22 protein-coding genes are annotated in these 26526 nt (G+C 44.5%); 7 read left to right on the top strand and 15 right to left on the bottom strand.

Annotated elements, in window-relative coordinates:
• Window positions 1-9 precede the first annotated feature (9 nt).
• From trpCF to trpA, 3 genes are all read left to right on the top strand, one after another.
• Entirely contained in the window at window positions 10-1461 is a 1452-nt protein-coding gene (gene trpCF, locus ACED28_RS01840; RefSeq protein WP_371709154.1) for a bifunctional indole-3-glycerol-phosphate synthase TrpC/phosphoribosylanthranilate isomerase TrpF, read from the top strand.
• Between the two features lie 138 nt (window positions 1462-1599).
• Window positions 1600-2790: a tryptophan synthase subunit beta gene (trpB, locus tag ACED28_RS01835; protein ID WP_048607243.1), complete on the top strand. Its 1191-nt coding sequence runs from the start codon at window positions 1600-1602 to the stop codon at window positions 2788-2790.
• Window positions 2790-3596: a tryptophan synthase subunit alpha gene (gene trpA / locus ACED28_RS01830; protein WP_017080965.1), complete on the top strand. Its 807-nt coding sequence runs from the start codon at window positions 2790-2792 to the stop codon at window positions 3594-3596. Before trpB ends, trpA begins: the two co-directional genes overlap by 1 nt.
• 101 nt (window positions 3597-3697) lie before the next feature.
• On the opposite strand, the gene ACED28_RS01825 is transcribed toward trpA, so the two are convergent.
• Window positions 3698-4495, bottom strand: a complete 798-nt coding sequence (locus tag ACED28_RS01825) for a slipin family protein (protein ID WP_102295746.1) — start codon at window positions 4493-4495, stop codon at window positions 3698-3700.
• A 68-nt stretch (window positions 4496-4563) separates the two neighbouring features.
• On the bottom strand, window positions 4564-5970 hold the full coding sequence (locus ACED28_RS01820; protein ID WP_371709153.1) for a nodulation protein NfeD: 1407 nt from the start codon (window positions 5968-5970) through the stop codon (window positions 4564-4566).
• Window positions 5971-6380: 410 nt separating this feature from the next.
• Here ACED28_RS01820 and ACED28_RS01815 point away from each other — a divergent pair, with 410 nt between their 5' ends.
• Complete coding sequence (locus ACED28_RS01815) at window positions 6381-7700, top strand: dicarboxylate/amino acid:cation symporter (RefSeq protein ID WP_371709152.1); 1320 nt, start codon at window positions 6381-6383, stop codon at window positions 7698-7700.
• Window positions 7701-7791: 91 nt separating this feature from the next.
• Here ACED28_RS01815 and ACED28_RS01810 read toward each other — a convergent pair whose 3' ends face one another.
• The 4 genes from ACED28_RS01810 to ACED28_RS01795 all read right to left on the bottom strand — a co-directional run bounded on the left by ACED28_RS01810 (window position 7792) and on the right by ACED28_RS01795 (window position 12908).
• Window positions 7792-8736, bottom strand: coding sequence for a class I SAM-dependent methyltransferase (locus ACED28_RS01810; protein WP_032499055.1), 945 nt, complete (start codon window positions 8734-8736; stop codon window positions 7792-7794).
• An 8-nt stretch (window positions 8737-8744) separates the two neighbouring features.
• Entirely contained in the window at window positions 8745-9443 is a 699-nt protein-coding gene (locus ACED28_RS01805) for a TIGR01621 family pseudouridine synthase (protein ID WP_371709151.1), read from the bottom strand.
• 226 nt (window positions 9444-9669) lie between these two features.
• Entirely contained in the window at window positions 9670-11286 is a 1617-nt protein-coding gene (locus ACED28_RS01800; protein WP_009848765.1) for a methyl-accepting chemotaxis protein, read from the bottom strand.
• 188 nt (window positions 11287-11474) lie between these two features.
• On the bottom strand, window positions 11475-12908 hold the full coding sequence (locus ACED28_RS01795; protein ID WP_012604350.1) for a sodium-dependent transporter: 1434 nt from the start codon (window positions 12906-12908) through the stop codon (window positions 11475-11477).
• Window positions 12909-13275: 367 nt separating this feature from the next.
• Between ACED28_RS01795 and cls the strand changes: the two genes are divergently transcribed.
• Together cls and ACED28_RS01785 are read left to right on the top strand one after the other, a co-directional pair.
• The gene (cls, locus tag ACED28_RS01790) at window positions 13276-14730 is read left to right on the top strand and encodes a cardiolipin synthase (RefSeq protein WP_371709150.1); all 1455 of its coding nucleotides are present in this window, start codon (window positions 13276-13278) and stop codon (window positions 14728-14730) included.
• Window positions 14731-14913: 183 nt separating this feature from the next.
• Window positions 14914-16098 carry a cystathionine beta-lyase gene (locus ACED28_RS01785; RefSeq protein WP_371709149.1) on the top strand — a complete coding sequence of 395 codons (1185 nt, stop codon included), beginning with the start codon at window positions 14914-14916 and terminating at the stop codon, window positions 16096-16098.
• 85 nt (window positions 16099-16183) lie between these two features.
• Here the strand turns inward: ACED28_RS01785 and ACED28_RS01780 are convergent, their stop codons facing one another.
• From ACED28_RS01780 to pspA, 9 genes are all read right to left on the bottom strand, one after another.
• A complete protein-coding gene (locus ACED28_RS01780; RefSeq protein WP_371709148.1) occupies window positions 16184-16657 on the bottom strand; it encodes a hypothetical protein in 474 nt (157 codons plus the stop codon).
• Window positions 16648-17670 carry a transcriptional regulator gene (locus tag ACED28_RS01775; RefSeq protein ID WP_371709147.1) on the bottom strand — a complete coding sequence of 341 codons (1023 nt, stop codon included), beginning with the start codon at window positions 17668-17670 and terminating at the stop codon, window positions 16648-16650. Before ACED28_RS01775 ends, ACED28_RS01780 begins: the two co-directional genes overlap by 10 nt.
• Before the next feature lie 109 nt (window positions 17671-17779).
• The gene (locus ACED28_RS01770; protein ID WP_371709146.1) at window positions 17780-18346 is read right to left on the bottom strand and encodes a DNA-3-methyladenine glycosylase I; all 567 of its coding nucleotides are present in this window, start codon (window positions 18344-18346) and stop codon (window positions 17780-17782) included.
• Window positions 18347-18424: 78 nt separating this feature from the next.
• Window positions 18425-21535, bottom strand: a complete 3111-nt coding sequence (locus tag ACED28_RS01765) for an efflux RND transporter permease subunit (RefSeq protein ID WP_371709145.1) — start codon at window positions 21533-21535, stop codon at window positions 18425-18427.
• Complete coding sequence (locus ACED28_RS01760; RefSeq protein ID WP_009848772.1) at window positions 21528-22613, bottom strand: efflux RND transporter periplasmic adaptor subunit; 1086 nt, start codon at window positions 22611-22613, stop codon at window positions 21528-21530. Before ACED28_RS01760 ends, ACED28_RS01765 begins: the two co-directional genes overlap by 8 nt.
• Before the next feature lies 1 nt (window position 22614).
• A complete protein-coding gene (locus ACED28_RS01755; RefSeq protein WP_371709144.1) occupies window positions 22615-23658 on the bottom strand; it encodes an efflux RND transporter periplasmic adaptor subunit in 1044 nt (347 codons plus the stop codon).
• 157 nt (window positions 23659-23815) lie between these two features.
• A complete protein-coding gene (pspC, locus tag ACED28_RS01750; protein ID WP_032499058.1) occupies window positions 23816-24202 on the bottom strand; it encodes an envelope stress response membrane protein PspC in 387 nt (128 codons plus the stop codon).
• A complete protein-coding gene (pspB, locus tag ACED28_RS01745; RefSeq protein ID WP_009848775.1) occupies window positions 24195-24428 on the bottom strand; it encodes an envelope stress response membrane protein PspB in 234 nt (77 codons plus the stop codon). Before pspB ends, pspC begins: the two co-directional genes overlap by 8 nt.
• 15 nt (window positions 24429-24443) lie before the next feature.
• A complete protein-coding gene (gene pspA / locus ACED28_RS01740; RefSeq protein ID WP_371709143.1) occupies window positions 24444-25115 on the bottom strand; it encodes a phage shock protein PspA in 672 nt (223 codons plus the stop codon).
• A 316-nt stretch (window positions 25116-25431) separates the two neighbouring features.
• Here pspA and pspF point away from each other — a divergent pair, with 316 nt between their 5' ends.
• Entirely contained in the window at window positions 25432-26454 is a 1023-nt protein-coding gene (gene pspF, locus ACED28_RS01735) for a phage shock protein operon transcriptional activator (RefSeq protein ID WP_371709142.1), read from the top strand.
• Window positions 26455-26526: the final 72 nt, after the last annotated feature.

Below are 26526 nucleotides of genomic sequence, written 5' to 3'. Positions count from 1 at the left end.
ACAAAGAACATGACACAGACTACCGATAAACTATCGACCCACGTTTCAGTCAAAGAAGCTGAAATGGCGGAAGTATTAGCAAAAATCGTTCGTGATAAATACCAATGGGTTGAAGCGCGTAAGCAAACTCAACCATTGGAAGAGTTTAAAACAGCGTTAACCGCAACAGATCGCAGCTTTTATGATGCACTGAGCGGCGAGCAAACGGTTTTCATCACTGAATGTAAGAAGGCATCTCCGTCAAAAGGGTTGATCCGTGACGAGTTTGATTTGGACTACATTGCATCGGTGTACAACAACCACGCAAATGCAATTTCAGTTCTGACCGACGAGAAATACTTCCAAGGTGACTTTGAGTTTTTACCAAAGGTTCGCAGCATTGCTAAGCAACCGATTCTGTGTAAAGACTTCATGGTTGATACTTACCAAGTTTACCTAGCTCGTCACTACTCTGCTGATGCTATCTTGTTGATGCTATCGGTATTAGATGACGAAGAGTACCAAGCACTGGCGGAAGTCGCTCACTCACTCAACATGGGTGTACTTACCGAAGTCAGCAACGAAGAAGAGCTTCACCGCGCAGTCGCTTTAAAAGCAAAAGTGATCGGCATTAATAACCGTAACCTGCGTGACCTTTCGACTGATTTGAACCGTACCAAAGAGTTGGCTCCGCTGATTCGCGAACTGGCTCCAAACGCAGTCGTAATTTCAGAGTCTGGCATCTACACACATCAACAAGTTCGAGACCTTTCAACGTTTGCAGATGGTTTCTTAATCGGCAGCTCTCTGATGGCTGAAAAGAACCTTGAGCTTGCGGTGCGTAAAGTAACGCTGGGTGAAAACAAGGTGTGCGGTTTAACTCACTCTGATGATGCAGCGAAAGCGTATCAAGCTGGTGCGGTATTCGGTGGTCTGATTTTCGTTGAAGCGTCTAAGCGTCATGTGGATATCGAAGCGGCTCGTTTGACTATGAGCGGCGCACCTTTGAACTACGTGGGTGTGTTCCAAAACCATAGCGTTACTGACGTTGCAAAAACGGTTGCTGAGCTAGGTTTGTTTGCGGTGCAACTGCACGGTGATGAGTCTCAAGCATTTGTCGATGAGTTAAAACAATCACTACCTGAAAACGTTGAGATTTGGAAAGCCTACGGTGTGGCTTCTGGTGCTGGAAACGGCGTTGAGAGCTCGCTGCCAGAATTACTAGAAAGCAACGTGACTCGTCACCTGCTAGATACTAAAGTGGGTTCTCAAACGGGTGGTACAGGTCAAGCGTTCGACTGGAGCCTAATCAACAACCAAAGCGCAATCATGTTAGCGGGAGGCCTAAATCCAGAAAATGCTAACCAAGCCGCTAAGTTGGGTTGTTTAGGATTAGACCTAAACTCTGGCGTTGAATCAGCTCCGGGTAAAAAAGACGCAGACAAACTGCAACGCGCTTTTGCAGCGATTCGTAATTACTAGTCCAAACTCGGCGCTAGAAATCAGAAAGCAGAAAGCAGAAACTAAAAACATATTTGTGGGCTTTGCCTTTTGCGAAGCTCAAGCAAGATTAAATGACTTGGTGTGAATACACATCAGTAGAATTGAAGGAATAACACAATGGCTAAACTCGATGCCTACTTTGGTGAATACGGTGGTCAATACGTACCGCAGATCCTAGTGCCAGCACTAGACCAACTTGAACAAGCATTTATCGATGCACAAGCCGATCCTGAGTTCCGCAGCGAATTCATGACGCTTCTTCAAGAGTACGCTGGTCGTCCAACGGCGCTAACACTAGCACGCAACCTAACAAAAGGTACAAAAACAAAACTGTACCTAAAGCGTGAAGATCTACTTCACGGCGGTGCTCACAAGACAAACCAAGTACTTGGTCAAGCATTGCTAGCAAAACGTATGGGCAAGCAGGAAATCATCGCTGAAACTGGCGCAGGCCAACACGGTGTGGCAACAGCTCTAGCTTGTGCTCTATTAGGTCTTAAGTGTCGTGTTTACATGGGTGCAAAAGACGTTGAACGTCAAAGCCCGAACGTGTTCCGTATGAAGCTAATGGGCGCAGAGGTTATCCCTGTTCATTCTGGCTCTTCAACGCTAAAAGATGCGTGTAACGAAGCTCTACGCGACTGGTCTGCAACTTACGAAGACGCGCACTACCTATTGGGTACTGCAGCGGGCCCTCACCCATTCCCAACGATTGTTCGTGACTTCCAACGCATGATTGGTGAAGAAACGAAGAACCAAATTCTAGCTCGTGAAGGTCGTCTTCCTGATGCAGTTATCGCTTGTGTCGGCGGTGGTTCAAACGCTATCGGTATGTTCGCGGATTTCATTGAAGAAGAAACTGTGCGCCTAATAGGTGTAGAGCCAGCGGGTAAAGGTATTGATACCGACCAACACGGCGCGCCACTTAAACACGGTAAAACCGGTATCTTCTTTGGTATGAAAGCACCATTGATGCAAGATGAGAACGGCCAAGTAGAAGAGTCTTACTCTGTTTCTGCGGGTCTAGATTTCCCATCAGTGGGTCCTCAACACGCGCACCTAAATGCGATTGGCCGTGCTGAATACGACAACGTGACCGATGACGAAGCACTAGAAGCTTTCCAAGCTATCGCACGTAACGAAGGTATTATCGCAGCGCTAGAGTCGTCTCATGCTTTGGCTCATGCAATCAAAATGGCTCACGACGATCCAGAGAAAGAACAGCTATTAGTCGTTAACTTATCTGGCCGTGGTGACAAAGACATTTTCTCTGTACACGACATTCTTAAAGAGAAAGGAGCATTATAATGGATCGCTATCAATCACTCTTCACTCGCTTAGCTGAAAAGAATCAGGGCGCATTCGTACCATTCGTAACGGTTGGCGATCCTAACCCTGAGCAATCGCTTAAGATCATGGAAACTTTGGTTGAAGCGGGTGCAGACGCACTTGAGCTTGGTATACCATTCTCAGATCCGCTTGCAGATGGCCCAACAATCCAAGGTGCAAACATTCGTGCTTTAGATTCTAAAGTAACGCCAGATGTGTGTTTTGATCTTATTGGTCAAATTCGCGCTAAATACCCAGAGCTGCCAATCGGCCTACTGATGTACGCGAACTTGGTTTACGCACGTGGTATCGAGAACTTCTACGAACGCTGCGCAAAAGCAGGTATCGATTCAGTATTGATTGCTGATGTACCAACCAATGAAAGCGGCGAATTTGTTGCTGCTGCGAAGAAGTTTGGAGTTCACCCAATCTTTATTGCTCCGCCAACAGCAAGCGATGAAACACTTCAATCAGTTTCTGAGCTAGGTGGCGGTTACACATACCTACTTTCTCGCTCAGGCGTAACGGGTGCAGAAACCAAAGCAAACATGCCTGTGACGGCCCTACTTGATCGTTTGAACAAGTTCGATGCGCCACCAGCTCTTCTTGGTTTCGGTATCTCTGCTCCTGAACAAGTGAAAGAAGCGATTGTAGCAGGCGCTGCAGGTGCTATCTCTGGCTCAGCGGTTGTGAAAATCATTGAAAACAACGTTGAACAACCAGAAGCAATGCTTAAAGCACTTGCGGAGTTTGTTACGCCAATGAAAGCGGCTACGCAGAAGTAACGGCTAGTAATATCATTGGTCATTAAATAGAACCAGCGATTCAAATACTAAAAAGGCTCCACAACTGTGGAGCCTTTTTTATTACTCGTCATTCACGCTAACTACTCTTCAGCTTTCATCGCTTTCTTGATTGCAGCCTCATTGAGTGTTGCTTTGATCGGGTCCGTTATCTTCTCCACTAAGTCGATGGGCATTGGGAAGATGATGGTGGAGGTTCTTTCGTTGGCCACCTCGGTTAACGTTTGCATATATCGCAATTGAATGGCGTTAGGCGCTTGATTCAGCACTTCGGCTGCTTCACGTAACTTTGAAGATGCTTCAAGCTCACCTGTTGCATGTATTACCTTAGCTCGACGAGAACGCTCGGCTTCCGCTTGTTTAGCAAGGGCTCGCACCATACTGTCATCCAGATCAACATGCTTGATCTCGACATTGGCAATCTTGATCCCCCAGTTATCGGTGTGTTGATCCAGTATCGCTTGTAAGTCTCTATTGAGCTCTTCTCGCTCAGACAACAGCTCGTCCAACTCATGTTGCCCAAGCACCGAACGCAGCGTTGTTTGTGAAAGTTGGCTGGTCGCTTCAAGGTAATTCTCAACGTTGTTGATCGCCATCTTCGGATCCAGCACTCGGAAATACACCACGGCATTGACCTTAACCGACACGTTATCGCGTGTGATCAAATCTTGTGTTGGTACATCCAAAACGATAGTTCGTAGATCCACTCGCACAATTTGTTGGATAAAAGGAATGATGATAATCAAGCCCGGCCCTTTCACACCGTAAAAGCGCCCGAGGAAGAACACCACTGCACGCTCGTACTCGCGCAGCACTCTGAACATGCTGGCTATCAACAAGATAACGAGCACAATGACAATACCTATAGTGTGTATAAACATAACCGCCCCTAATGGTAACGATGGTTAAGCAATAAATAATTCAATCAAGTTTGTTCTAGCATGTCGCGCTAGCTAGATTTCGATGATGTATCATCGGGCAGCGCTTCAACATCCAAAGATAGCCCCGTCAGCTTGGTCACTCTGATGATCTGCCCCACTTGCAATTCACTCGCACATTTGGCCTGCCAGATCTCACCTTCGACTAGCACACGCCCCGCACCGGGGAAACCGCTTACAACTTTGCCAGTGTCGCCTACTACCGCTTCCATCCCCGTAGTCACTGGTTTGTTTCTCACTCGGACTAGCATTGATAGTGTTACGACGATAAAGGCAACAGAGAACAAACTAATACCGATAATTAACGGCAATGCGATTTGATAACCCGGCACTTCGGTATCCATCAGCATGATCGAGCCCAATGTAAATGCGGCAACGCCACCCAAACCGAAGATACCAAAGCTCGGGCTAAAGGCCTCTGCGACCATTAAGGCAATTCCCAATAGGATTAAAGCAAGGCCCGCGTAACTCACCGGCAGCATTTGTAAGGAGTACATCGCCAATAACAGACAGATACCGCCCAAAACACCCGGTAGCCCGACTCCAGGGTTATAGAATTCGAGTAACAAACCGTAGATACCAATCAGCATCAAAATATATGCAACGTTCGGGTTCGTGATCACCGAAAGCAAACTAAAGCGCCAGTCTTGTTCTCGCTCGACAAAAGCAACATCACTAAGTTGGACTTCCTGACTGACACCGTTGATGGTGATGATGCGGCCGTTGCTCAGTTCAACCAATTGTTGAAGGTCGCTGGCAATAAAATCAATCACGTTAAGAGTCAGTGCATTCTCAGAATCCAAACTTGCGGCCTCTCGCACCGCTTTTTCTGCCCATTCTTCGTTACGTTTGTGCAGCTTAGCCAAACTGACGATGTAAGCCGCTGCATCATTGATGACTTTCTTTTCCATCGCAGTGGTGGCTTTTACTTGGTGTGAGTTCTCTTGTTTGGTTGCGTCTTGCTCACTCGCAGAAGTGTTCTCGTCTTTATTGGTATCGTCTTGAGGAGATAACGGATTAGTCGGCGCTTTGCCACCGCCAAGAGACACTGGGGTTGCAGCACCTAGATTAGTTCCGGGCGCCATGGAAGCAACGTGGCTGGCAAGTAAAATATAGGTACCGGCGCTCGCTGCTCGTGAACCCGCAGGCCCAACCCAAGTAGCGACTGGAATCGGTGACGTGGTGATGGATCGAATAATGTCACGCATCGACGAATCTAACCCGCCAGGCGTGTTCATTTTCAAAATAATGAGCTTTGCTTGCTCATCGTGAGCTTGTTCTATTTCTCTCGTGAGGTAATCACTGGTCGCCGGACCTATCCCCCCGCTCACCTCAATCACCCAGACATCATCGGCCTGAGCGAACGCAGAGCTGAACAACAGAAGAAACGCAAACAAGTACTTTAATATAAAAGTCATAGCCCCTCTCCTTACAACTGAGATGCTAGATAGACGTTTTATTTAAAGCGCAGAGGTAACATCTTGGTAATAAATAGATACCTTAAGCATAGTTCAGGCTAAATTTCACACAACAAGTACCTGTGTATTTGCCCCAATATAAACGTTCAAAAAATACTCGCGAATGAATTAAAAATGTTAATGGAACGTTTTCAACACCAACGCTTGTAAATCATTCACAAAACCTCCAGCGAAAAAGCTTTTATAAATTCAACAAATAACATCGCTATAAAAAACCAAGGCAAACGATTGCATTGTTGTGCAAAATCAACAAATGACATTAGACCACCTGTTTTTCTGAGACTTTCACCTCTGCTCATATTGATAAATGTAAAGGATACGTGTAAAACTCGTCGCGAAATATTAATCCAATGGTACATCGTACATTGGTGAGTAGTTCTGGGATTTTTATATTTAGTAGCACAGAGGTTATGGAAGTGTTAAAAGAAAAGAGTTTACTAAGCAACATCGGCGTTCAAGTCGTTATTGCAATGATCATCGGTACTGTAGTCGGTGCGATGATGGGTGACAGCGCAACTATGTTCGCTCCACTGGGTGCTATCTTCATCAATTTGATCAAGATGCTGGTTATTCCTCTAGTCGCGGTTGCCCTAATTTCAGGTGCTGCAGGTCTAGGTAATAGCTCATCGGCTGGTAAAGTCGGTGTAACAACACTGGGTTACTTTGCACTAACGTCTGCACTTGCTGTAGCACTAGCGCTTGTAATGGGTGAAGTGTTCGAACCCGGTCGTGGTATCGATGTTTCTGGCGTTGAAGGCATGTTCTCTTCAGAATACGCTGCGAAAGGCGAACTTCCAACGTTCTGGGCAACCATCACTGGCATGATCCCTACCAACGTTTTCCAATCACTGAATGAAGCAAACATTCTGCAAATTCTCGTTTTCTGCTTATTCTTTGGTATTGCGATTTCTAAACAAGCAAAAGAGAAACGTGACCCTATCATCAACGGTGTAAATGCTATCGTTGACGCTATGGTATGGATGATCAACAAAGTTATGATCATTGCACCACTTGGCGTATTCGGCCTAATGGCAGAAGCAGTAGGTACGTTTGGCTTTGGCGCGCTTATGGTCGTGTTCAAGCTGTTCATTGTTTACATCGCTGCGATTCTTATCTTCGGCTTTGTTGCTTACCCACTGATGATTCAAATCTTCACTAAGACTTCAGCTAAGAAGTTCCTAGTGGCAATGAAGAAGCCTCAAGCGGTTGCACTATCAACAGCCTCTTCAATGGCGACACTACCAGTAACAATGGAAACGGTAGAGAAAGAACTTGGCGTTCGCAACTCTACGGCTTCATTCGTTCTGCCACTTGGTGCGACGATCAACATGTCTGGTAACGCAATTTACTATGGCCTAGTTGCTATCTTCTTCGCACAGCTGTTCAACATCGACCTGTCTATGGGTGCTTACGTTGCTATCATCGTAACCTCTACGCTAGGCGCAGTTGGTCAAGCAGGTGTTCCAGGTCCTTCTTTCCTAGTGGTTGCGGTTCTTCTAGCAGCTGGTATCCCTATCGAAGGTCTACCTCTATTATTCGCTCTAGACCGTATCTTCGACATGATTCGTACTGCTCTTAACATCACAGGTGATGCAGCATGTGCGGTAATCGTTGATTCTCTAATCAAAGACGAAGTGAAAGAAGCTGAGCTAGAGAAACAACAAGCTTAAACTTCTTCGTAACCTAAAGACCAAAAAGCCACTCATTGAGTGGCTTTTTTACTTTCAAACGTTGATATTTGTTAACTCTAAATTAAGCGTCTTAAGAAACGTTAATTTTAAATCTCAGGACTTTCAAACTTGAATCGGGGTCAACATCGACAAACTCAGGTGGGTTATCTAGACGCTCGATAAACTCAACACTTGGCGCTTCTTCTACCATCGTCTCAATCAAGAAGTTTGGTGACACTGCTGGTGAGTTAACACAAGCAATCACTTCACCACCTTCGGTTAGAAGCTCAGGCAAACGACGTAAGATCTTTTTGTAGTCTTTAGTAAGTGCAAAGCTGCCTTTTTGGAACGAAGGCGGATCGATAATAACCAGCTCATATGGGCCACCCTTCTTGATTTTTCCCCACGACTTAAAGATGTCGTAGCCAAGGAAGTTCACCGAGCGCATGTCATGCTCATTCAAGCGGTGGTTATCACGGCCTTTGTTTAGCGATCCGCGTGACATGTCTACGTTCATGCATTGTCGAGCGCCACCCGCAATCGCCGCCACAGAGAAACCACAAGTGTATGCGAACAGGTTAAGAACGTTCTTATCCTTAGCATTATCTTGTACCCACTGACGGCCATTACGCATGTCTAGGAACAGACCGAAGTTCTGATTGCGGCCAATGTCTAGTTGGTACTTAAGCCCATGTTCAACCACGACTGGTGAGTCGTTCAATTGACCCCACAACACTTCAGAGGGCGCGCCATCAGCATAACGGTGTTGCAGCACAATGCTTGTGCCCTGTTTTACTTGCCAGATATCTTTGTTAGTGAGGTCGACCAATCCAGTCTTTAGAGATGATAAGAACGCTTGGTCCACTTCTTTAAACACGTTAACCAATAACTGTCCATCAACCCAATCACAAGTGAGTTGATCTAGGCCGGGCCAAAACTTGCCACGCCCGTGAAAAATACGACGTAGTTCATTCGGCACTTCATTCAATTGCTGTTCAATATGACTAAAAAACAGAGGTAAAGCTGATGCTTCCATTATTTCACTCACTTAGTGTTTAGCTTTGGCCACGTTAATGACCAAGGTTCAAGCCAACTGTCTAAACCATTAGACACGATCTCTTGATGCCATTTCTCACCCAAAGAGTCGAGGTTTCTTGGATCGCAGACACATTCGTAGGCTTGTGATTGATAGGTAAATCGAATCGCGAAGGCATGCAGATAGCCTCTGTCAGCCTCCTTCGATGGATTGTAAATAGGATCACCAACAATAGCCGAGCCAATGGACTTCATCGCGACACGGATCTGATGAGTTCGCCCCGTATAGGGTTTACATAAAAGTAGACGCTCACCGGGTTCAGCCGTTGCAGATAAAAATTGGGTAATCGCTGGGTTTTCTTTGGTTGTCAGCAGCTTCCAGCTTGAGCGTCGTGAACGCTCCATATCTCCTGAGATCAGCCCCTGCTTTTTCTTCGGCTTCTTGGAGCCTATCGCAAGGTAGTACTTCTCTACTTCACGCTTTGCAAACAACTGTGAAAGCTCACTCGCTGCCGGGGCATTTTTTGCCAGCAGTAGAATTCCTGACGTCATTTTATCGAGACGATGGACTAAATATAGCTTCGGCTCATTGATTGCCTTAGCAACTTCTTGCAATAACATCGTGTCACCATCGTCTTTATGGACGCTGACGCCTGGATGTTTGTTTATAAGTAAAAAATCAGAGTGATTCAGAAGAATGTCGAACATGTAAAGGCTAGCTCCATTGTAGAACGTGGAGTATACCGTGTCTGAATCCAGATTCCAGCTACGAAAAAGCCCAACGAGTTCAATAAACATTGAATCGTTGGGCTTATGTTTCAATAGGCAACTTTCACTGGGAAGTCTTTAATCAATTCGCTCTAAGCTTATGTTCTAGACTTATGATCCTGCTCTAAGCTCTAAGCTCTAAGCTCTAAGCTCTAAGCTCTAAGCTCTAAGCAAGTTTGAACTTACCTACTAAGCCTTCAAGTTCGGCAACTTTAGCATTCAAACCTGATGTGTTCTCAGAGCTGCGAGTCGCTAACTGTAATGACTGTTCAGAGATATCACTGATTGCCGTAATATCCGCTGCGATTTCTTTTGTCACCGCTGTCTGTTCTTCTGCCGCAGTCGCAATTGAGTTAACCATGCTTTGTACGTTGCCCGCACCGCTAACAATTGCTTCTAGAGCCGATACCGCCCCTGTACTTTGCTCTACACCAATTTCAACTAAACGACAGTTGTCTTGAGTGTAAGTAACCGCTTCTTGAGTACCAGATTGAATAGATTGGATGATACCAGACACTTCTTGTGTTGCTTTAGTCGTTCTCTCCGCTAGCGCTCGTACTTCATCAGCTACCACGGCAAAACCACGACCGAACTCACCAGCACGCGCAGCTTCAATAGCCGCGTTCAGAGCCAAGAGGTTGGTTTGTTCTGCGATATCTTCGATTACCTTGATAACACTGCCAATCTGCTCACCATGTGAACCCAGCGTGTTCATTTGTAACGACATGTCGCTCATTTGAGTAGACACTTGTTGGATGCTCGCAACCATCTCCACGATCACTTTACGACCGTCTTCTGCAGACGTTTCTGAGCGGCGCGCTTCTTCATAAGTAGAAGTACCTTGTTGCGCTACTTCAGAAATGGTTAAGCTTAGTTCTTCTGCCGCAGTCGCAATCAATGTCGCTTTATCTGCTTGAGCAGAGGCGCCAGATACGATGTCGTGGCTGATTGATGATAGCTCACCAGTAACGGATTGAACTTGGGTAGTCACTGATGAGATAGAACCGAGGAGATCGACCAATGACTTTTGCATCTGGTTGATCGATTGAGCAAGGTCAGCCAACTCATCACCAGAATCATCAACAATGTCACCTGCCGTTAGATCACCATTTGCTACGCGTCGTGCAACTTGCTCTACACGAGTTAAGCGATTAGTAATAGAGCTAGACAATACAAACGCAATTACACAGCCAAACACAATCGCAACCGCAGTCAACACCATAATCGTGCGTTCGATTGTAATAAACGAATCCGTTAGTGTTAGCAGAGCTCGCTCCGTATCAGCAATCTCACTTTCAGATGCTTGATCAAGCAAGTTTTCAATCGGGATAAGATTACTCTCATACAAAGAGCGAAGCTGCTGGATATTTGATAACAATGCAGTTTCATCATTAAGCATAGGTACGAGCTTCGATTCAAACTCTTGAGTAAAGCGCCCCATTAGCTCTTCAATTCGCTGAACACGACGATGGTCCTCTGAGCCTTTACTCTCTAAACGCTTTGCTTCTTCAATTGCTTGAGAAAATTGAGTCTTATTAGCTCGATAATCATTGAGCGCATTACCGCCCTGAACAACCGCGCCCAAAGCATCACGGTAAACATCACCAGCTTCATCGATCAATATAAGGTAGGTAACAGTTCCTGGAACATCATCCAGTCTAATTTCATCAGAGCTCTCGTGAGCCCCAATCACTTCTATCGATACAATCCCTACTAACGTGACAAGCACCGCCAATATAGATCCAAAACCCAAATATAGTTTTTTTCTCACTGACAATTTCACAGAACACCTACCTAAAATAAATACAGGCCGATATAGCCTAACCGAAAGATATATCGGCCACCACACGGATAACTTTAGGGGACGATGTTTTTATTTCTCGAAAAACAATAAGTACGTCGCATAAAAAACGGGAGCCAATGGCTCCCGCTTATCAATTAATTTTAGTTTGCGATTAGAGTTTCTAAGAATTATAGCTTCTTAGAAATAAGCGCAGAGCCGGCAATGATACCAATACCTAGTAGCATGATTGCACCTTTACCGCTGTCGAAGCCAGAAGAGATACCCATGAACGCTACGATAGCGATAGCTACTGGGATGATGTACTTAACAAGTGTGTACCATAGACCGAATAGTGGGAAAGATACTTCACCGTCGTTAGTGATTTCTTTCTCTAGGTCAGCACGGTTTAGTCTCCAACCAGCGAAGATACATACCAACATACCGCCAACTGCTAGGAAGATTTTATCCGTTAGTAAGTCGAAGATATCAAATGCACCAGTACCAAACAGTGTTGGACCGAAACCGCCAAGTGATAGAGAAGCGAAGATACATAGAATCGCCATTACGACACTTGCAGACAGTACTGCAGTCACACGCTTCATGCCTTTTTCATCGATTAGGTACGAAACCACAACTTCAAGTAGAGATACTGAAGAAGTTAGTGCCGCAACACTTAGACCAACGAAGAACATTAGAGCAAATAGAAGACCAACTACGCCGCCCATTTCAGCGAATAGCTGAGGAACAACAACGAATACTAGACCAGGACCCGCTGCAGGCTCCATGCCGAATGCGAACATTGCAGGGAACATAGCTACACCAGCTAGGATAGCAACGCCTGTATCCATCGCCGTAACCATAGCTGTAGTTTGAACTAGGTTCTCTTTCTTCTTAAGGTAAGAACCGTAAGTCAACATACAACCCATACCAAGAGATAGTGAGAAGAATGCTTGACCTAGTGCAGCTAGGATTACACCGCTGTCTACTTTAGAGAAGTCAGGGCTGAATAGGAATTCAAGACCAGCCATCGCGCCCGGAAGCATTAGGCCTTTGATTGATACCACGATTAGGATGATGAAAAGAAGTGGCATCAGAATCTTACCCGCTTTCTCAATACCGCCAGAAATACCCTTCATAACGATGACAACGTTAAGTAGTAAGTATAGGCCCATCCACATTAGTGGCTGAACTGGGTTTGAGATAAAGCCACCAAAGCTGTCGCCAATTGCTTCAGGTGCGTCTAGTAGACCACCAGCAATTTTACCGATGTATGCGATAGACCAGCCACCTACTACAGGGTAGAAACCCATGATAAGTAAACCACTGACTACGCCAATAACACCAGCGAACGTCCAGCGACGGTCAGTTGATTTAAATGCACCTACTGCTGATTTTTGCGTATGACGGCCTATCGCAAATTCAGTCAGCATCACACTGAAACCGATGAAGATTACAAAAAACAGATAAATTGCAACGAATGCACCGCCGCCACTTTCACCTGCTGTGTATGGGAATTTCCAGATGTTACCTAAGCCAACAGCAGAACCTGCTGCAGCCATTACGAATCCTAATTTCGAACCCCAGGTATCGCGGGGTGTAGTGGTTGTATTACTAGTAGCCACGTTTACTCCAAACTTTTGTGTTATGTGATGTTGTATTTTGCTTTGTGTGGCGTCATTAAAAGATAAGGTGTATAGAATAATTTACACCATTAAAAGATTTGATTGACGCTCGTTATCTAGCAAGTAAACCAGTTTAAGAATACAATTGGAAGCCCGGACCGTATATATTTCGTTATCAATGTAAATCTTTATGGTTAAATGCCGATTTTTCATACAAAACAATTGCATTCGTCTTAAGTTAACTAAAACTTAACAACTTTAACCTGTTTACAGCTTTTGCTCTATTTTGTAAATAGTTGATTCCTTAAATTCCTATATCCGTAAAATAGCATTACTATCTAAGTGTCTCTTTTTTCGAGTATTCAATGTGGAAAAGCTCTACCATTTTTTAACTTTAGCTTCTGTCGCTTTATACTGGGTCCTTGTCGCCGGTGTGACTTTTCGTGTCGTACTAAAACGACGCTCTGTCAGCGTTTCTCTCGCATGGTTGATGGTTATCTACATTATCCCTATTGTTGGCGTCGCTTGTTACTTCCTTTTCGGAGAGCTAAATCTCGGTAGAAAGAGGGCTGAGCGGGCACATCGCATGTTTACGCCTTTTGGTGATTGGTTCCGCCAATTAAATGATTGCCAAGTCCACCTTCCAGGTAAAGTCGGCTCTCCTATCCACAAAATTGATGAGCTTTGTAACAATCGGATGGGCATTCCAGCTCTCAGCGGAAACACACTTTCACTGCAAGCTTCTCCTAATGAAATCCTACACGCAATTATCGAAGATATAGAAAACGCCCAGACTAGTATCAAAATGGTTTTCTATATTTGGCACCCCGGCGGCTTAACTGATTCCGTTGCTTCCGCACTTATTCGAGCTGCAAAACGTGGTGTCGATGTTAAAGTTTTACTCGATTCTGCAGGTAGCCCGCGTTTTTTCAAAAGTCACTGGCGTTCAATGATGAAAGACGCTGGCATTCACGTTGTCCAAGCATTAGAGGTTAGTCCTTGGCGTATTTTCTTACGCCGTTTAGATCTAAGGCAGCACCGGAAGATCATCGTGATTGATGAGTCCATCGCCTATACCGGGTCAATGAATATGGTAGATCCAGCCCATTTCAAACAGAGCTCAGGTGTCGGCCAATGGATTGATGTCATGGTTCGCGTCACTGGGCCAACCGTTAACGTGTTGTCAGCAATTCATGGTTGGGATTGGGAAGTGGAAACAGGTGAACGCATTCTTCCTGATTTACCAGAGTGTCCGGTTGAAGAAATAATGACGCATCATCCAGTTCAAGTAGTGCCATCTGGGCCGGGCATGCCGGAGTATTTGATTCTGCAAGTTCTTACTATTGCGATTAATCAAGCAAACCATTCAGTTCGTATTACAACACCCTACTTTGTACCGAGTGCCGACTTATTAGAAACACTCAAAATGACGGCACAACGTGGTGTCAGCGTAGAATTAATCATTCCACATAACAACGATTCATTAATGGTTAAATGGGCTTCTCGCGCCTTCTATACCGAACTGCTTGAAGCCGGAGTGAAGATATATGAGTTTTACGGCGGGCTTCTTCACACCAAATCGGTAGTGATTGATGAAGAGTTTTGCTTAATCGGAACGGTCAATATCGACATGCGCAGCCTATGGCTTAACTTCGAAGTAACGCTAGCCGTTGATGATGTGCACTTCACTCAGCAATTATCTGAGCTTCAGCAATCTTACATCGAATTATCACACCCCGTTGAATTGGAGCAGTGGGAGCAGAGAAACCTACGCAACCGCTTCTTCGAAAGGTTGTTTTACTTATTCAACCCGCTGCTTTAATTCCATCAATGCGTCCACCGTGGCTCATCACTCGCCGACTATCGGATTTTAAACCTTTCACGATAAACGATGTGGAAGGTTAAAAAGCGAAAGAAAAGCGCAAAAACTCCCGCTCTCCTCTTGCTTTGAAGGCTATTGGCATGTTTTAAATAGGACATAACCGATTGATAAGGAATTCACAGCATGTCCGAGAACAAAACCACTAAACTGATCACTGCAGGTCGTGATAAGAAGTGGACTAATGGTGTCGTTAACCCACCAGTACAACGCGCTTCAACTGTCGTGTTCAACACAGTAGAAGAGAAACGCAAAGCGACCATTAACCGCGCTAACAAGACACTTTTCTACGGACGCCGTGGCACCACGACTCATTTCGCATTTCAAGATGCAATGGTTGAAGTTGAAGGTGGTGCAGGCTGCGCACTCTACCCTTGTGGTACGGCAGCCATCTCTAATGCCATCCTCTCTTTTGTTGAAACAGGTGACCATATTCTGATGGTCGATACCTGTTACGAACCCACTCGTGATTTCTGTGACACCATAATGAAAAAGATGGGTGTAGAGACCACTTACTACGAGCCAACGATCGGTCAAGGTATCCAAGACCTTATTAAGCCAAATACTAAGGTTCTATTTACTGAGTCTCCGGGTTCAGTCACCATGGAAGTTCAAGACATTCCAACACTCGCACGTATTGCCCATGAACATGACATCATTGTAATGCTCGATAACACGTGGGCGGCTGGTGTTAACTTCTCACCGTTCGATTTTGGCGTCGACATCTCAATTCAAGCGGCGACTAAATACATTGTTGGTCACTCTGATGTGATGCTAGGAACGGCGGTAGCCAACGAAAAATGTTGGGATCAACTGAGAGAGCAGAGTTACTTGATGGGACAGTGCGTATCTCCAGATGACGCTTATCTTGGTCTTCGCGGTATTCGCACTCTTGACGTTCGACTTCGCCAACATGCTGAAAGCAGCCTAAAAGTAGCAAAGTGGTTAGAAACACGCCCTGAGGTTGACCATGTTCGTCACCCTGCCCTTGAGTCTTGTCCCGGTCATGAATTCTTCAAACGAGACTTCACTGGCGGTAATGGTTTGTTCTCTTTCGTTCTTAAGAACTCAAACACAAAAGCAACGACTGCTCTGCTTGATGGTATGACGCACTTTAGTATGGGTTACTCATGGGGTGGATTTGAAAGTTTGATTCTAGCGAACGAACCGAGCAGCTTTAATAGCTTGAGAACGGTAGCGAACCCTAACTTCGAAGGAACCTTGATACGCGTTCATATCGGCTTAGAAGACGTCGATGACCTGATTGCGGATCTAGATGCTGGACTAGATCGTTACAACGCTCTGGTTTAAGTAAAACAATAAACAAGTTTCCACAAAAGGCAGGGACAACCTGCCTTTTTTAGTTCGGTAAGCTCTTGGTGTAGAAGTTATATGACTACTTCTGAACCTTAAAACATACCCAATTAAAAATTTCGAAACGATTTTTATTAAATAAATAGAGTGAGTCATCGGTGACAACAACTGAGTAATCAATATTCAGCCCCTTATACGAGCTATACTCTCGATTAATCACAGGGTCATCAGTTTCAGTTGTCGGCGAATAATCAATGATAGAGATAGACAACTCGCCATCTTCTAACGAATAACGACCTGAGGAGTGGTGCTCCAATTTACTCACCTGACCATCCTTCTCTTCAATCTTTACCGCCTCTGCAATCATAAACGTATTGTCTGATTGGAAGGTAAAAGTCATACGTTCATACAACGATTGATAAGGTTGAAATGCCTGCGTCATAAAGCCCGCTTTGATGGTTTTACAGTGCCAACGAGTGCCCGCGAGTACGTTTCTATCAATCATGAAACTTGCAGCTGTGAGTGCTAATACTAATAGCAAACCAATTATTCGCAAAAGTAACTCCTTTGAGCCATGTAATTCACAAACGAATCAAAAGATGACTCAACTTCAAAAATAGATGACAAGTAATTAAGAGCTTCGCCATCCTTTCTCTCAATTAGCATATACAAAGCATCATTTTCAGGTTGGTTGACAGATGGATAAATGCGAACAAAAACATCAACATTACAGTGGCTAGGTATAACTTGTATCAGTCTCTCAGTGATCGCAGGCAACGAGTAGGCTTCATTGCGAACAATATGGAAAAAGTAGTGATTAGTTTCATCTACGAAGCTGTCGTGATACTCACTTTTATCAACAAAGTATGGCAATGGCTGATAGTAAGCCTGAAATATATTAAACAAAGAGATTAACACACAGGTAAAGGCCAAAAAGTAGCCCACGCAGGCTAAATGGCGACGTACAAAAGGCTTAAAGCTAGGTGGTACCGCGTTGACTGAACCACTCGGGCTAACTGTGGACAATGGCATTTCCATGTCGCCTTCAACGCTTTGTGTTACTGATACAGGCATAACATGAGCCTGCTCATCTTGCGGCTTTTTCTCAGGTGACTCGCCTGAGGTTTGTGTTTGATTTGTCGTTATTGATGATGGGTTAAGTTCGGCTTGCGATAATCCTATCGTTTGAGGAGACTCTGATACTAAATCCGCCTCAGGGACTGTCGCTTTAGGCTCTGTATTTTGAGGTTGAGATGATTCCTCTATCTCCAGAGAATACCCCATTTTACTGACGGTACGAATCGTGGCGCAACCACAAGTCACTCTGTTCAGTGTTTTTCTAAGCTTAGATATCACGTTGGTCAACGCTTGCTCAGAGACAATCACATCCCCCCAACATCTATCAAAGATCAGGCCTCGCTCAATGCATTCGCCTGTATTTTCAAGCAAGAATAGGAACACTTTACCTTCTAGCGGCGCGATAGTTTCTACGTGGCCATCCTCACGCATAAACTGCCTAAGCAAGGGATCATAGTTAGCATCACATATTTGGTAGTTTTGTTGATTCACTATCGTTGTCTACATTTGAATTTGGTCGCATATAATATTGAAAAGTTTATAAATGACCAGTGAATTTTTCAATTTCCACACAATTATTTCGCGCCGAGAAATAACACCTTTATTTATGTGGGCAACCTTCTAAATGGTCATTAACCATACCTGTCGCTTGCATAAACGCGTAACAGATTGTTTCCCCAACAAACTTAAAGCCTCTCTTCTTCAAAAACTTACTCATCGCTTTGGATTGCTCGGTAGAAGCGGGAACTTGAGTCATCTCAATCCAGTGGTTTTCGATCACCTTGTTATCGACAAATTGCCATAAGGCGTTTGAAAGAGAACCAAACTCTTTCTGCAGTTCAAGCGTTGCTCGAGCGTTGTTATACACAGAGGCAATCTTGCCTTTATGCTTAACCACATCAAAGTTCTCTATGACGTGTGGCACATTGTCTTCATTCAATTCGGCTAACTTGTTTAGATCGTAATTATCAAAGGCAGCACGATAGCCTTCGCGCTTTTTAAGGATCGTAATCCAACTCAGGCCCGCCTGAGCGCCTTCTAAAGTAATGAACTCAAACAGAACTTGGTCATCATAAACCGGTACGCCCCACTCTGCGTCGTGGTACTCCCTTTCCAGTTCGTGCTTCAGTGCCCATGCACACGTTCTACCTTCAGTGTTTGTTTCCATGTTATTGCTACCTATTTTAAATCACTCAGAAATGATAATGCCCCTAAACAGGGGCATTAATTCAAAGACTCACTCGTCTTACGAGACTTCAATTTTATGGAATAGACGATACAGCACAGGTACCACGATTAGCGTCAGTACGGTGGCGAAGCCTAAACCAAACATGATGGTTACCGCCATTGGCTTGAAGAAGATATCCGGTAACAATGGAATCATACCGAGAATCGTTGTGATAGCCGCCATACATACAGGACGTACACGACTCAATGCCGCATCAACAACCGCTATATATGGGTCTTTACCTGACTTCATCTCAATCTCAATTTGATCAAGCAGTACGATACCGTTCTTCAGAAGCATTCCAGACAAACTCAAGAAGCCCAGAAGCGCCATAAAACCGAACGGTGTATTCAAGGCTAGCAAGCCTGTCGTTACCCCTATCAAGGCGAGTGGTACCGTTAACCAAACAATCAGAGGCTCTTTCACCGAATTAAACAAGAACACCGTGATTAAGAACATGAACAAGTAGCCTAACGGCATAGTTGTGAACAGTGACGCTTGAGCGTCAGCTGACGACTCGTATTCACCACCCCATTCCAATGAATAACCCGGTGGCATCTCAATCGCTTCTATTTGTGGCTGTAAGCGTTTCTGTAAAGTTGATGCTGTCTCTTCACCCAGTAGGTCAGGATCCGCCATTACCGTCAGCATACGCTTACGGTTCTTACGGATGATCAGTGGATCTTCCCATTCCAATTCGTAGCCTAGTGTTACTTGTTGTAGTGGGATGTATTCACTTAATGCCGGGCTCCAAATCTTCATACCTTCGATGTTGCGAATATCAATTCGCTCATCTTCAGGTAAACGAGCCACAATAGGCATCAGCGTAGTACCATCACGATACACACCAATCGACTTACCAGAGAAAGACATCGCTAGGAAATCATCAACGTCAGATTTGGTAATACCATAACGACGCGCTTGGCTTTCGTTGAACTGAGGTTCCAGTACCTTAGTTCTTTCACGCCAATCGTGACGAACGTTAAACGATCCATTGTCAGCACGCATGATATCCATAACTTGAGCTGCGATTGAACGTAAAACCGTTGGATCAGAACCCACAATTCGCGCTTCAATTTTAGCACCGCCACCAGGACCTAATTCGATCTGCTTAAGTTTGTAATTAATTTCAGGGAACTGGCCGTTTACATGCTCACGAAAGCGTAACATCAAACCTTCAAGTACTTCATAACCCTTCACACGAACCGTTATCTCACCGTATGCGCTATAACTTTTCTCTGGCGCATAAGTCAGCATGAAACGTTGTAGGCCTTTACCTGCCGTTGTCGTGATGTGCTCAACTTCGTCCTGCTCTGCTAACCAACCTTCAAGCACTTTAAGCTTAGTGTTGGTCGCACGAATATCGGTACCTTCCGGCATCCAAACATCCACTTGGAACATTGGCGTAGTCGAAGATGGGAAGAAGGCTTGTTTTACAAAACCAAAGCCGTAAACACTCGCACCCAAACCAATAATCAGAACGAACATCGTGAGCCACGCACGCTTCATACAGAACTCAAGGAAGTTTTTATAGATAACAAAAACCATCCCGTTGTATGGGTCTTTACCTTCACTATCTGGATCAACCTTCTGGCCTTTGAAGAACATATCGGCAAAGAATGGCGTGAGTGAGATGGCCGTAAACCAACTCAGCATCAAGGAGATAAGTAGAACCGTGAACAAGGTGCCACAATATTCGCCCGTTGAGTCTTCAGACAAACCGATTGGGGCAAAAGCGGTGACCGCAATAACCGTTGCACCAAGCAGTGGCCATTTGGTTTGGGTCACAATATCTGTAGCGGCCTGCATTCGGGTTCGCCCCTTCTGCGTGCCGATCAATATCCCTTCCACCACCACAATGGCATTATCCACCAGCATCCCCAGCGCGATAACCAACGCGCCCAATGAAATACGTTGAAGATCGATTTTGAAGTACTGCATGAAAATGAAGGTACCGAAAACGGTCAATAGCAGTATCAAACCAATCAACAAACCCGATCGTAATCCCATGAAGAACAGCAACACTACGATTACGATCGCAACCGCTTGTCCTAAACTCACTACAAATCCACTAACTGACTTATCGACTTCTTTGGGTTGGTTATAAACCTCAGATATGTCAATACCTACGGGCTGTTGGTATTTCAGCTCGGCGAGCCTTCGGTCAAAGGCTTCACCCACTGCGACCACGTTCACGCCTTGTGCAAAAGAAACACCAAGGTTAAGTGCGAGCTTCCCGTTATAGCCAATGATGTTAGTAGGCACTTCAACATAACCACGAGTTACATTCGCCACATCTTTTAGATAGATAAGCCCTTGAGCGCCACCTTCCGTAAGAATCAAATCACCGAGCTGTTCAACATTCTGGAACTCTCCTGTTGGATGGATTCGAATGTACTCGTCACCAATCCTTACAGCACCTGCACTTGAAACAATATTTTGAGTGGATAAAAGGTTAAATACAGTATTTGGAGACAAACCCAGAGAGCTGATCCGTTTCATCGATATCTCAATGAACACTTGCTCTTGCTGTTGGCCGGATACCGAGACTTTACTGACCCCATCAACAAGTTCTAGCTCTCGCCTTAGGTAATCAATGTAATCAAGTAACTCTTTGTAACTGTAACCGTCCCCCGTTACGGCAAGCAAAATACCGTAAACATCACCAAAGTCGTCTATGACTTGAGGGTCATTTACCCCGGGTGGAAGTTGACCTTTCAAATCATTCACTTTACGTCGAAGTTCATCCCAAATTTGTGGAAGATCATCAGGGCCGTAATTATTCTTCATCGTTACCGTAACCTGAGACAGGCCACGACTAGAGATAGAGTTAACTTCATCAACATAGGTAAGCTGTTGAATCGCTTTCTCTAATGGGTAAGTCACTTCCTCTTCCACTTGCTGAGGCGTCGCTCCCGGATAAGAGGTCACTACCATGGCATCTTTGATGGTAAAGGCAGGATCTTCTAAACGGCCCAAACCAAAGAATGCAGACACACCACCAATAAGAAAGATCAGTGATAGCATCCAGCTAATGACCTTATTTCGTATAAAATAAGCCGCCACTCCAGTGATTTGGTCATCACCCTGTTGATCGTCACTTTGGGGCTTGTTATTGACTTCACTCATTGTTCGTCTCCTGAGACAATACTTCCACTGTCATCCCATCTCGCAATCGCGATACGCCTGCAACAACGACATGCTGCCCCATTTCTAATCCTTTGATTATCTGCAATGTTTTCTGATTCGCTTTGCCTAATACGACTTGCTGTTTAGATACTGTATTGTCGTCATTAAGAATCCACACGTAAGAGTTTTGACGAGTTAACTCATCCCCATCGGCATTGAACACAGCCTCAATAGGAATAAGTACGCCGGCTTTTAATTTCAACCCGATATCACGCCCATTTGACGTGACCTCAACGGCCATACCGTCTAGAATCAAATCATCTTCTGGCATAGGTAAAGCAAGCGTGACGGTAAATGTACCTGTGTTTGGATCGGGTTCAGTCGTAAACTCTTTTATCCCCGCACTGTATTCATTCCCACTTGGAACTCTAACTACTGCCTCAATATTCGAGATAGTCGCTTCATTTGGTTGATTTACATAGATTTGGTCAGGCAATTGGATAACAACTTCAACATCCTCAACACTGTGAATATTCACAATCTGTTGGCCAACCTGAATATTTTCGTATTGGTCAACACTGACACGAGAGATAATTCCATCAACCGGTGCGCGAAGCTTAGTAAATGACAAACGCAGTTTTGCCAATTCTAACTCGGCATAAGCGATTTGACGCTGAGCGGCAATCTCATCGAATTGAGACTTAGCCAATAACCCCTTTTTGACCAACGGACTTGAACGTCTGTATTGGCTGTTAATCACTGTGTATCGAGCTTGAGCGTTATCAACGTCCAACTGATAATCTGTTGGATCTAACTCGGCAAGAACATCACCCTTTTTAACTTGTTCACCTTCTTTGACATCAAGTTTAAAAATCTCACCAGCGACACGGAAACTTAGGTGCGCTTTCTCAGCAGCATTAGCCACTGCTGGAAAATAGAGCTTATCGTTAAAGTCTAAGACGGAGATTTCAATGGCTTTAACAAGAGGAAGCTTTTCGACTTCAGTGACACCTTTGTCTTTACAGGCTGTCAACAACGCCAAACATGATAGGCCGATGGCTTTTGATACTGTCTTCATGTTAGAGCCCCCTTTCCTTGATCCACTCACGAACTTTGACGCCAGTTTCTAATCCATTAACGCCCGAGGTCACAACGCGATCTCCGTCGTTAAGACCCGAAATAATATGACGTTTTTCATCAATGACTATCGCGACTTCTTCGACGATACCATCGTTGTTAACGCGCCATACTGAGACATCATCTCCATTGGTCATCATTGCTGAGGTTGGAATTTTTGTCGCCGCTGCTTGTGAAGAAACAAGGTTAACCGTGCCAGACATACCCGGCAGGATGCCGATATCAGTCGGTCTCTCCATTACCATGGTGACCTTGTATGAACCGGTTTTAGGATCGGCTTCGGTATCGACTTCTTGAAAGGTGAGGACATAAGAATGTTCAGGGAAGGCATCGAATACCATAGTTGCGTCTGTCTCAAACCCTGCAGAAAAGCGTGCAATTAATTGATCAGGCAATAAGAAGACAACTTTGAGGATCTGATTCGTTTGGATATTCATTACACCTTGCTTAGCCGCGATGTATTCGTGGTTTTCAGCAGGAATAATAGAAATGGTACCATCATAAGGCGCAACGAGTGTGGTGTAGCGAAGATTAGCTTTTGCTTGATTTAAAACCGCTCTCGCAGAGTTATGATTTGCTTTCGCTTGGTCAAAATCTTGCTCAGAAACCACTCTATCCTTACGTAGCTTGATGGAACGTTGGTATTGCACATCGGCAAGTTTGAAGTTAGCTCTTGCCTGCTTTTCTAGCAACTGATACTCATCAGGATTAAGCGTTGCCAATGCATCACCTTTGGAGACCTGTTGCCCCGCAGTGACATCGATCGTTTTTAGTAAACCGGGGACTCGAAATGCCAATACGGCTTTATCGCCCGCTTCAGTAGTCGCAGGAAAATTTCGTTCGAAGGCATTGTTACCGACCGAGACGGTGAAGAGTTTGGCTGGTCGTGATTCGGGTTCTGGAACCGGAGGGAGCTCCTTACCACACCCAGATAACCCGGATAACCCGGATAAGGTCACCAATAGGACTAGGGAGGCTTTGTACATTGCGATCATCCATATCTATAAATATTTTATTAACATAGATTAATCACATGTAACTTACCAGTTATCGTAAGATTTATTTAGACAAAATTATTAAAAAAAATAACGGCTTGGGATAAATTTTCCTAAACCGTTATCTAATCTTTTTAAGGCTTAACCACTACATGTTCTTAAATGCACGGTCGACTTTAAAAGTGTCCGAAGTCACATAAGCTTCCATATTGCGTACACTGGTCTCTAACGTCTGGAAATCCCCCTCTAAAGTGCCCAACAAAGACTCTGCTGTTTGCCCTTTTTCCCAGGGTTTTTGCTTGAGTGTGTGCTCTTGTTTGGCTTTCATCTGATCGACATATTGAGGTGGTTGTTTTTCAAGCATAAATGTCAAAGCTAAATACGCTAATAACACCAAAAAGCTACCACCTAGCAGTGCGGCTGAGATCACTAAGATACGAACCAACCAAACTTCAAGACCAAAATAGTTCGCTAATCCGGCACACACGCCAGACAATTTACCGTTAATCGGATCGCGATACAGTTCTCTACTCATAGTTTCGTCTCCAGTTAGGTGACTCCGCATCCAGTATTTTTTCTAACGTTTTCACTCGGTCTTGCATCGACTCAGCTTGCTCAGAAAGCTTATGCAGACGCTGAAGATCCGTTTCTGAAAGACCATTGCTGGATTTCTTCTTGCTGCGGTAGTGTAAGAATAACCATAGCGGTGCCACGAAGATCAAAAAGACAATCAGTGGACCTGCAATTAGAAATGTTGACATAGACAACTCCTAAAATTATTTATCGCGGTTTTCAACTTGTTGCTTCAGTTTCGCCAGCTCTTTTTCAATCTCGTCTTGAGCTTGTAGCTCTGCAAACTCTTGGTCTAAAGATTTTGCGTTACCGGTTTTTGCGTAAACGTCAGCTTCAGCTTCTAATTCATCCACTTTACGTGAGAATTGCTCAAACTTCGCCATTGCTTCGTTGGTTTTGCTTGAATGCAGATGTTTTTGAACATCGCGACGATTGCTTGCTGCGTTATTACGAATCATTAGTGCTTGCTGTTTTGCACGTGTCTCGGCGATTTTGGTTTCAAGCTTACCGATCTCACTGGTTAGTTTTTCGATGGTTTCATGAACCAAGGTTTGCTCGGTATGAAGACTCTTGATGATATCTTCAAGTTTTTGCTTTTCGATTAGTGCCGCTCTAGCCAGATCTTCACGTTGTTTAGTCAGGGCTAATGTCGCTTTATTCTGCCAATCTAGAATCTGAGCTTCGATAGCTTCAACTTTACGTGCTAGCTCTTTCTTGTCTGCAATGGCTTTTGCTGAGTTAGTACGAACCTCAACCAGCGTGTCTTCCATTTCTTGAATAATGAGGCGAATCATCTTTTCAGGATCTTCAGCCTTATCTAATAGTGCACTGATGTTTGAATTTACAATGTCTGCAAAGCGAGAAAAAATACCCATAAGAAACTCCTTAATTGCAATAATGGCAAATAGGTTTTAAATCGTTTTCGATTTCTCAATCCACTTGCTCAAAAATCTACGTCTGTTGTTAAACCTACCATAAGTAATCCAAGTAGCGTGCCAACTTTTAAGCCATTGTTTATCAAATACTTACAATAAAATGTTGATTAATCCGAACCATGCTATGATGAATTTAGCCAAGTGTTGGTATTTTTCACCACTACAACTTTGTGATTAATGCTATTTACATCAAGTGATGTAAATAAAGCTCTCTATATCATGCCCATTGGAAATCAGACCATACAAGGACCCATTTATGCAGCAGAATCTCATTGGTGAATCCCCTACTTTTCTCTCTGTTTTGGATAAAGTGTCTCAACTCGCACCAATCGAAAGACCGATTCTGATCATCGGGGAGCGTGGTACAGGTAAAGAGTTAATCGCCCAAAGGCTGCATTACCTTTCAAGGCGCTGGGACCAGCCATTGATCTCACTGAACTGCTCAACCCTTAGCGAAGGGTTGATTGATTCAGAGTTGTTTGGTCATGAATCAGGTTCTTTTACCGGTTCAAAAGGTCGTCATCAAGGTCGTTTTGAAAGGGCTGAAGGTGGAACTCTGTTCTTAGACGAACTAGCGACCACCCCCCTTGCCGTTCAAGAGAAGCTATTGCGTGTTATTGAATACGGGCAATATGAGCGTGTCGGCGGACAAAAGGCGCTGAGTGCCAATGTAAGACTGGTGTGTGCGACCAATGCTGACTTACCAGACATGGCGTTAAAAGGCGAATTCAGACCCGATTTATTAGATAGACTAGCGTTTGATGTCATTACTATCCCACCTCTTCGCGAACGAAAAGAAGACATCACGCTGCTAGCAGAATACTACGCCATTAAGATGTGTCGAGAGTTAGAATTGGAGCTGTTTGTCGGTTTTGCTCCATCTGCTGTTGAGGCACTATCGGATTATTCTTGGCCGGGAAATGTGAGAGAACTCAAAAACGTCGTTGAACGAGCTATCTACCAGCACGGTAAAGATCCATATCCTATTGAATCTTTGGTGTTTAACCCATTTAAACCAACATGGCAAATAGATCAAGATTCCACGCACGAAACTGGCAATGATCTGTCCAACAGCCATACTCCATTAGAGCACTCATTTTCTTTGCCGCTTGATTACAAAGCATGGCAAGAACAGCAAGACATTAAATTACTCAATCAAGCACTAAAACAGAGCAAGTATAACCAGAAGCAAGCAGCAGAATTACTTGGGTTAACCTATAACCAATTACGTGGAATGGTGAGGAAGTACGCGATTGTAGGGCAAGCTAACGATAAATAGCTGTCCACACTTGATTATTATTTGGAGCCGAATAAATAAAATGTTAAATTGTCGGGATCTTGAGGCTCCTCT

Source organism: Vibrio sp. 1F253 (assembly GCF_041439295.1).
GTDB lineage: Bacteria > Pseudomonadota > Gammaproteobacteria > Enterobacterales > Vibrionaceae > Vibrio > Vibrio tasmaniensis_A.
Note: the sequence above shows the minus strand (reverse complement) of the source record. Positions and strands in the feature narration are given on the sequence as shown.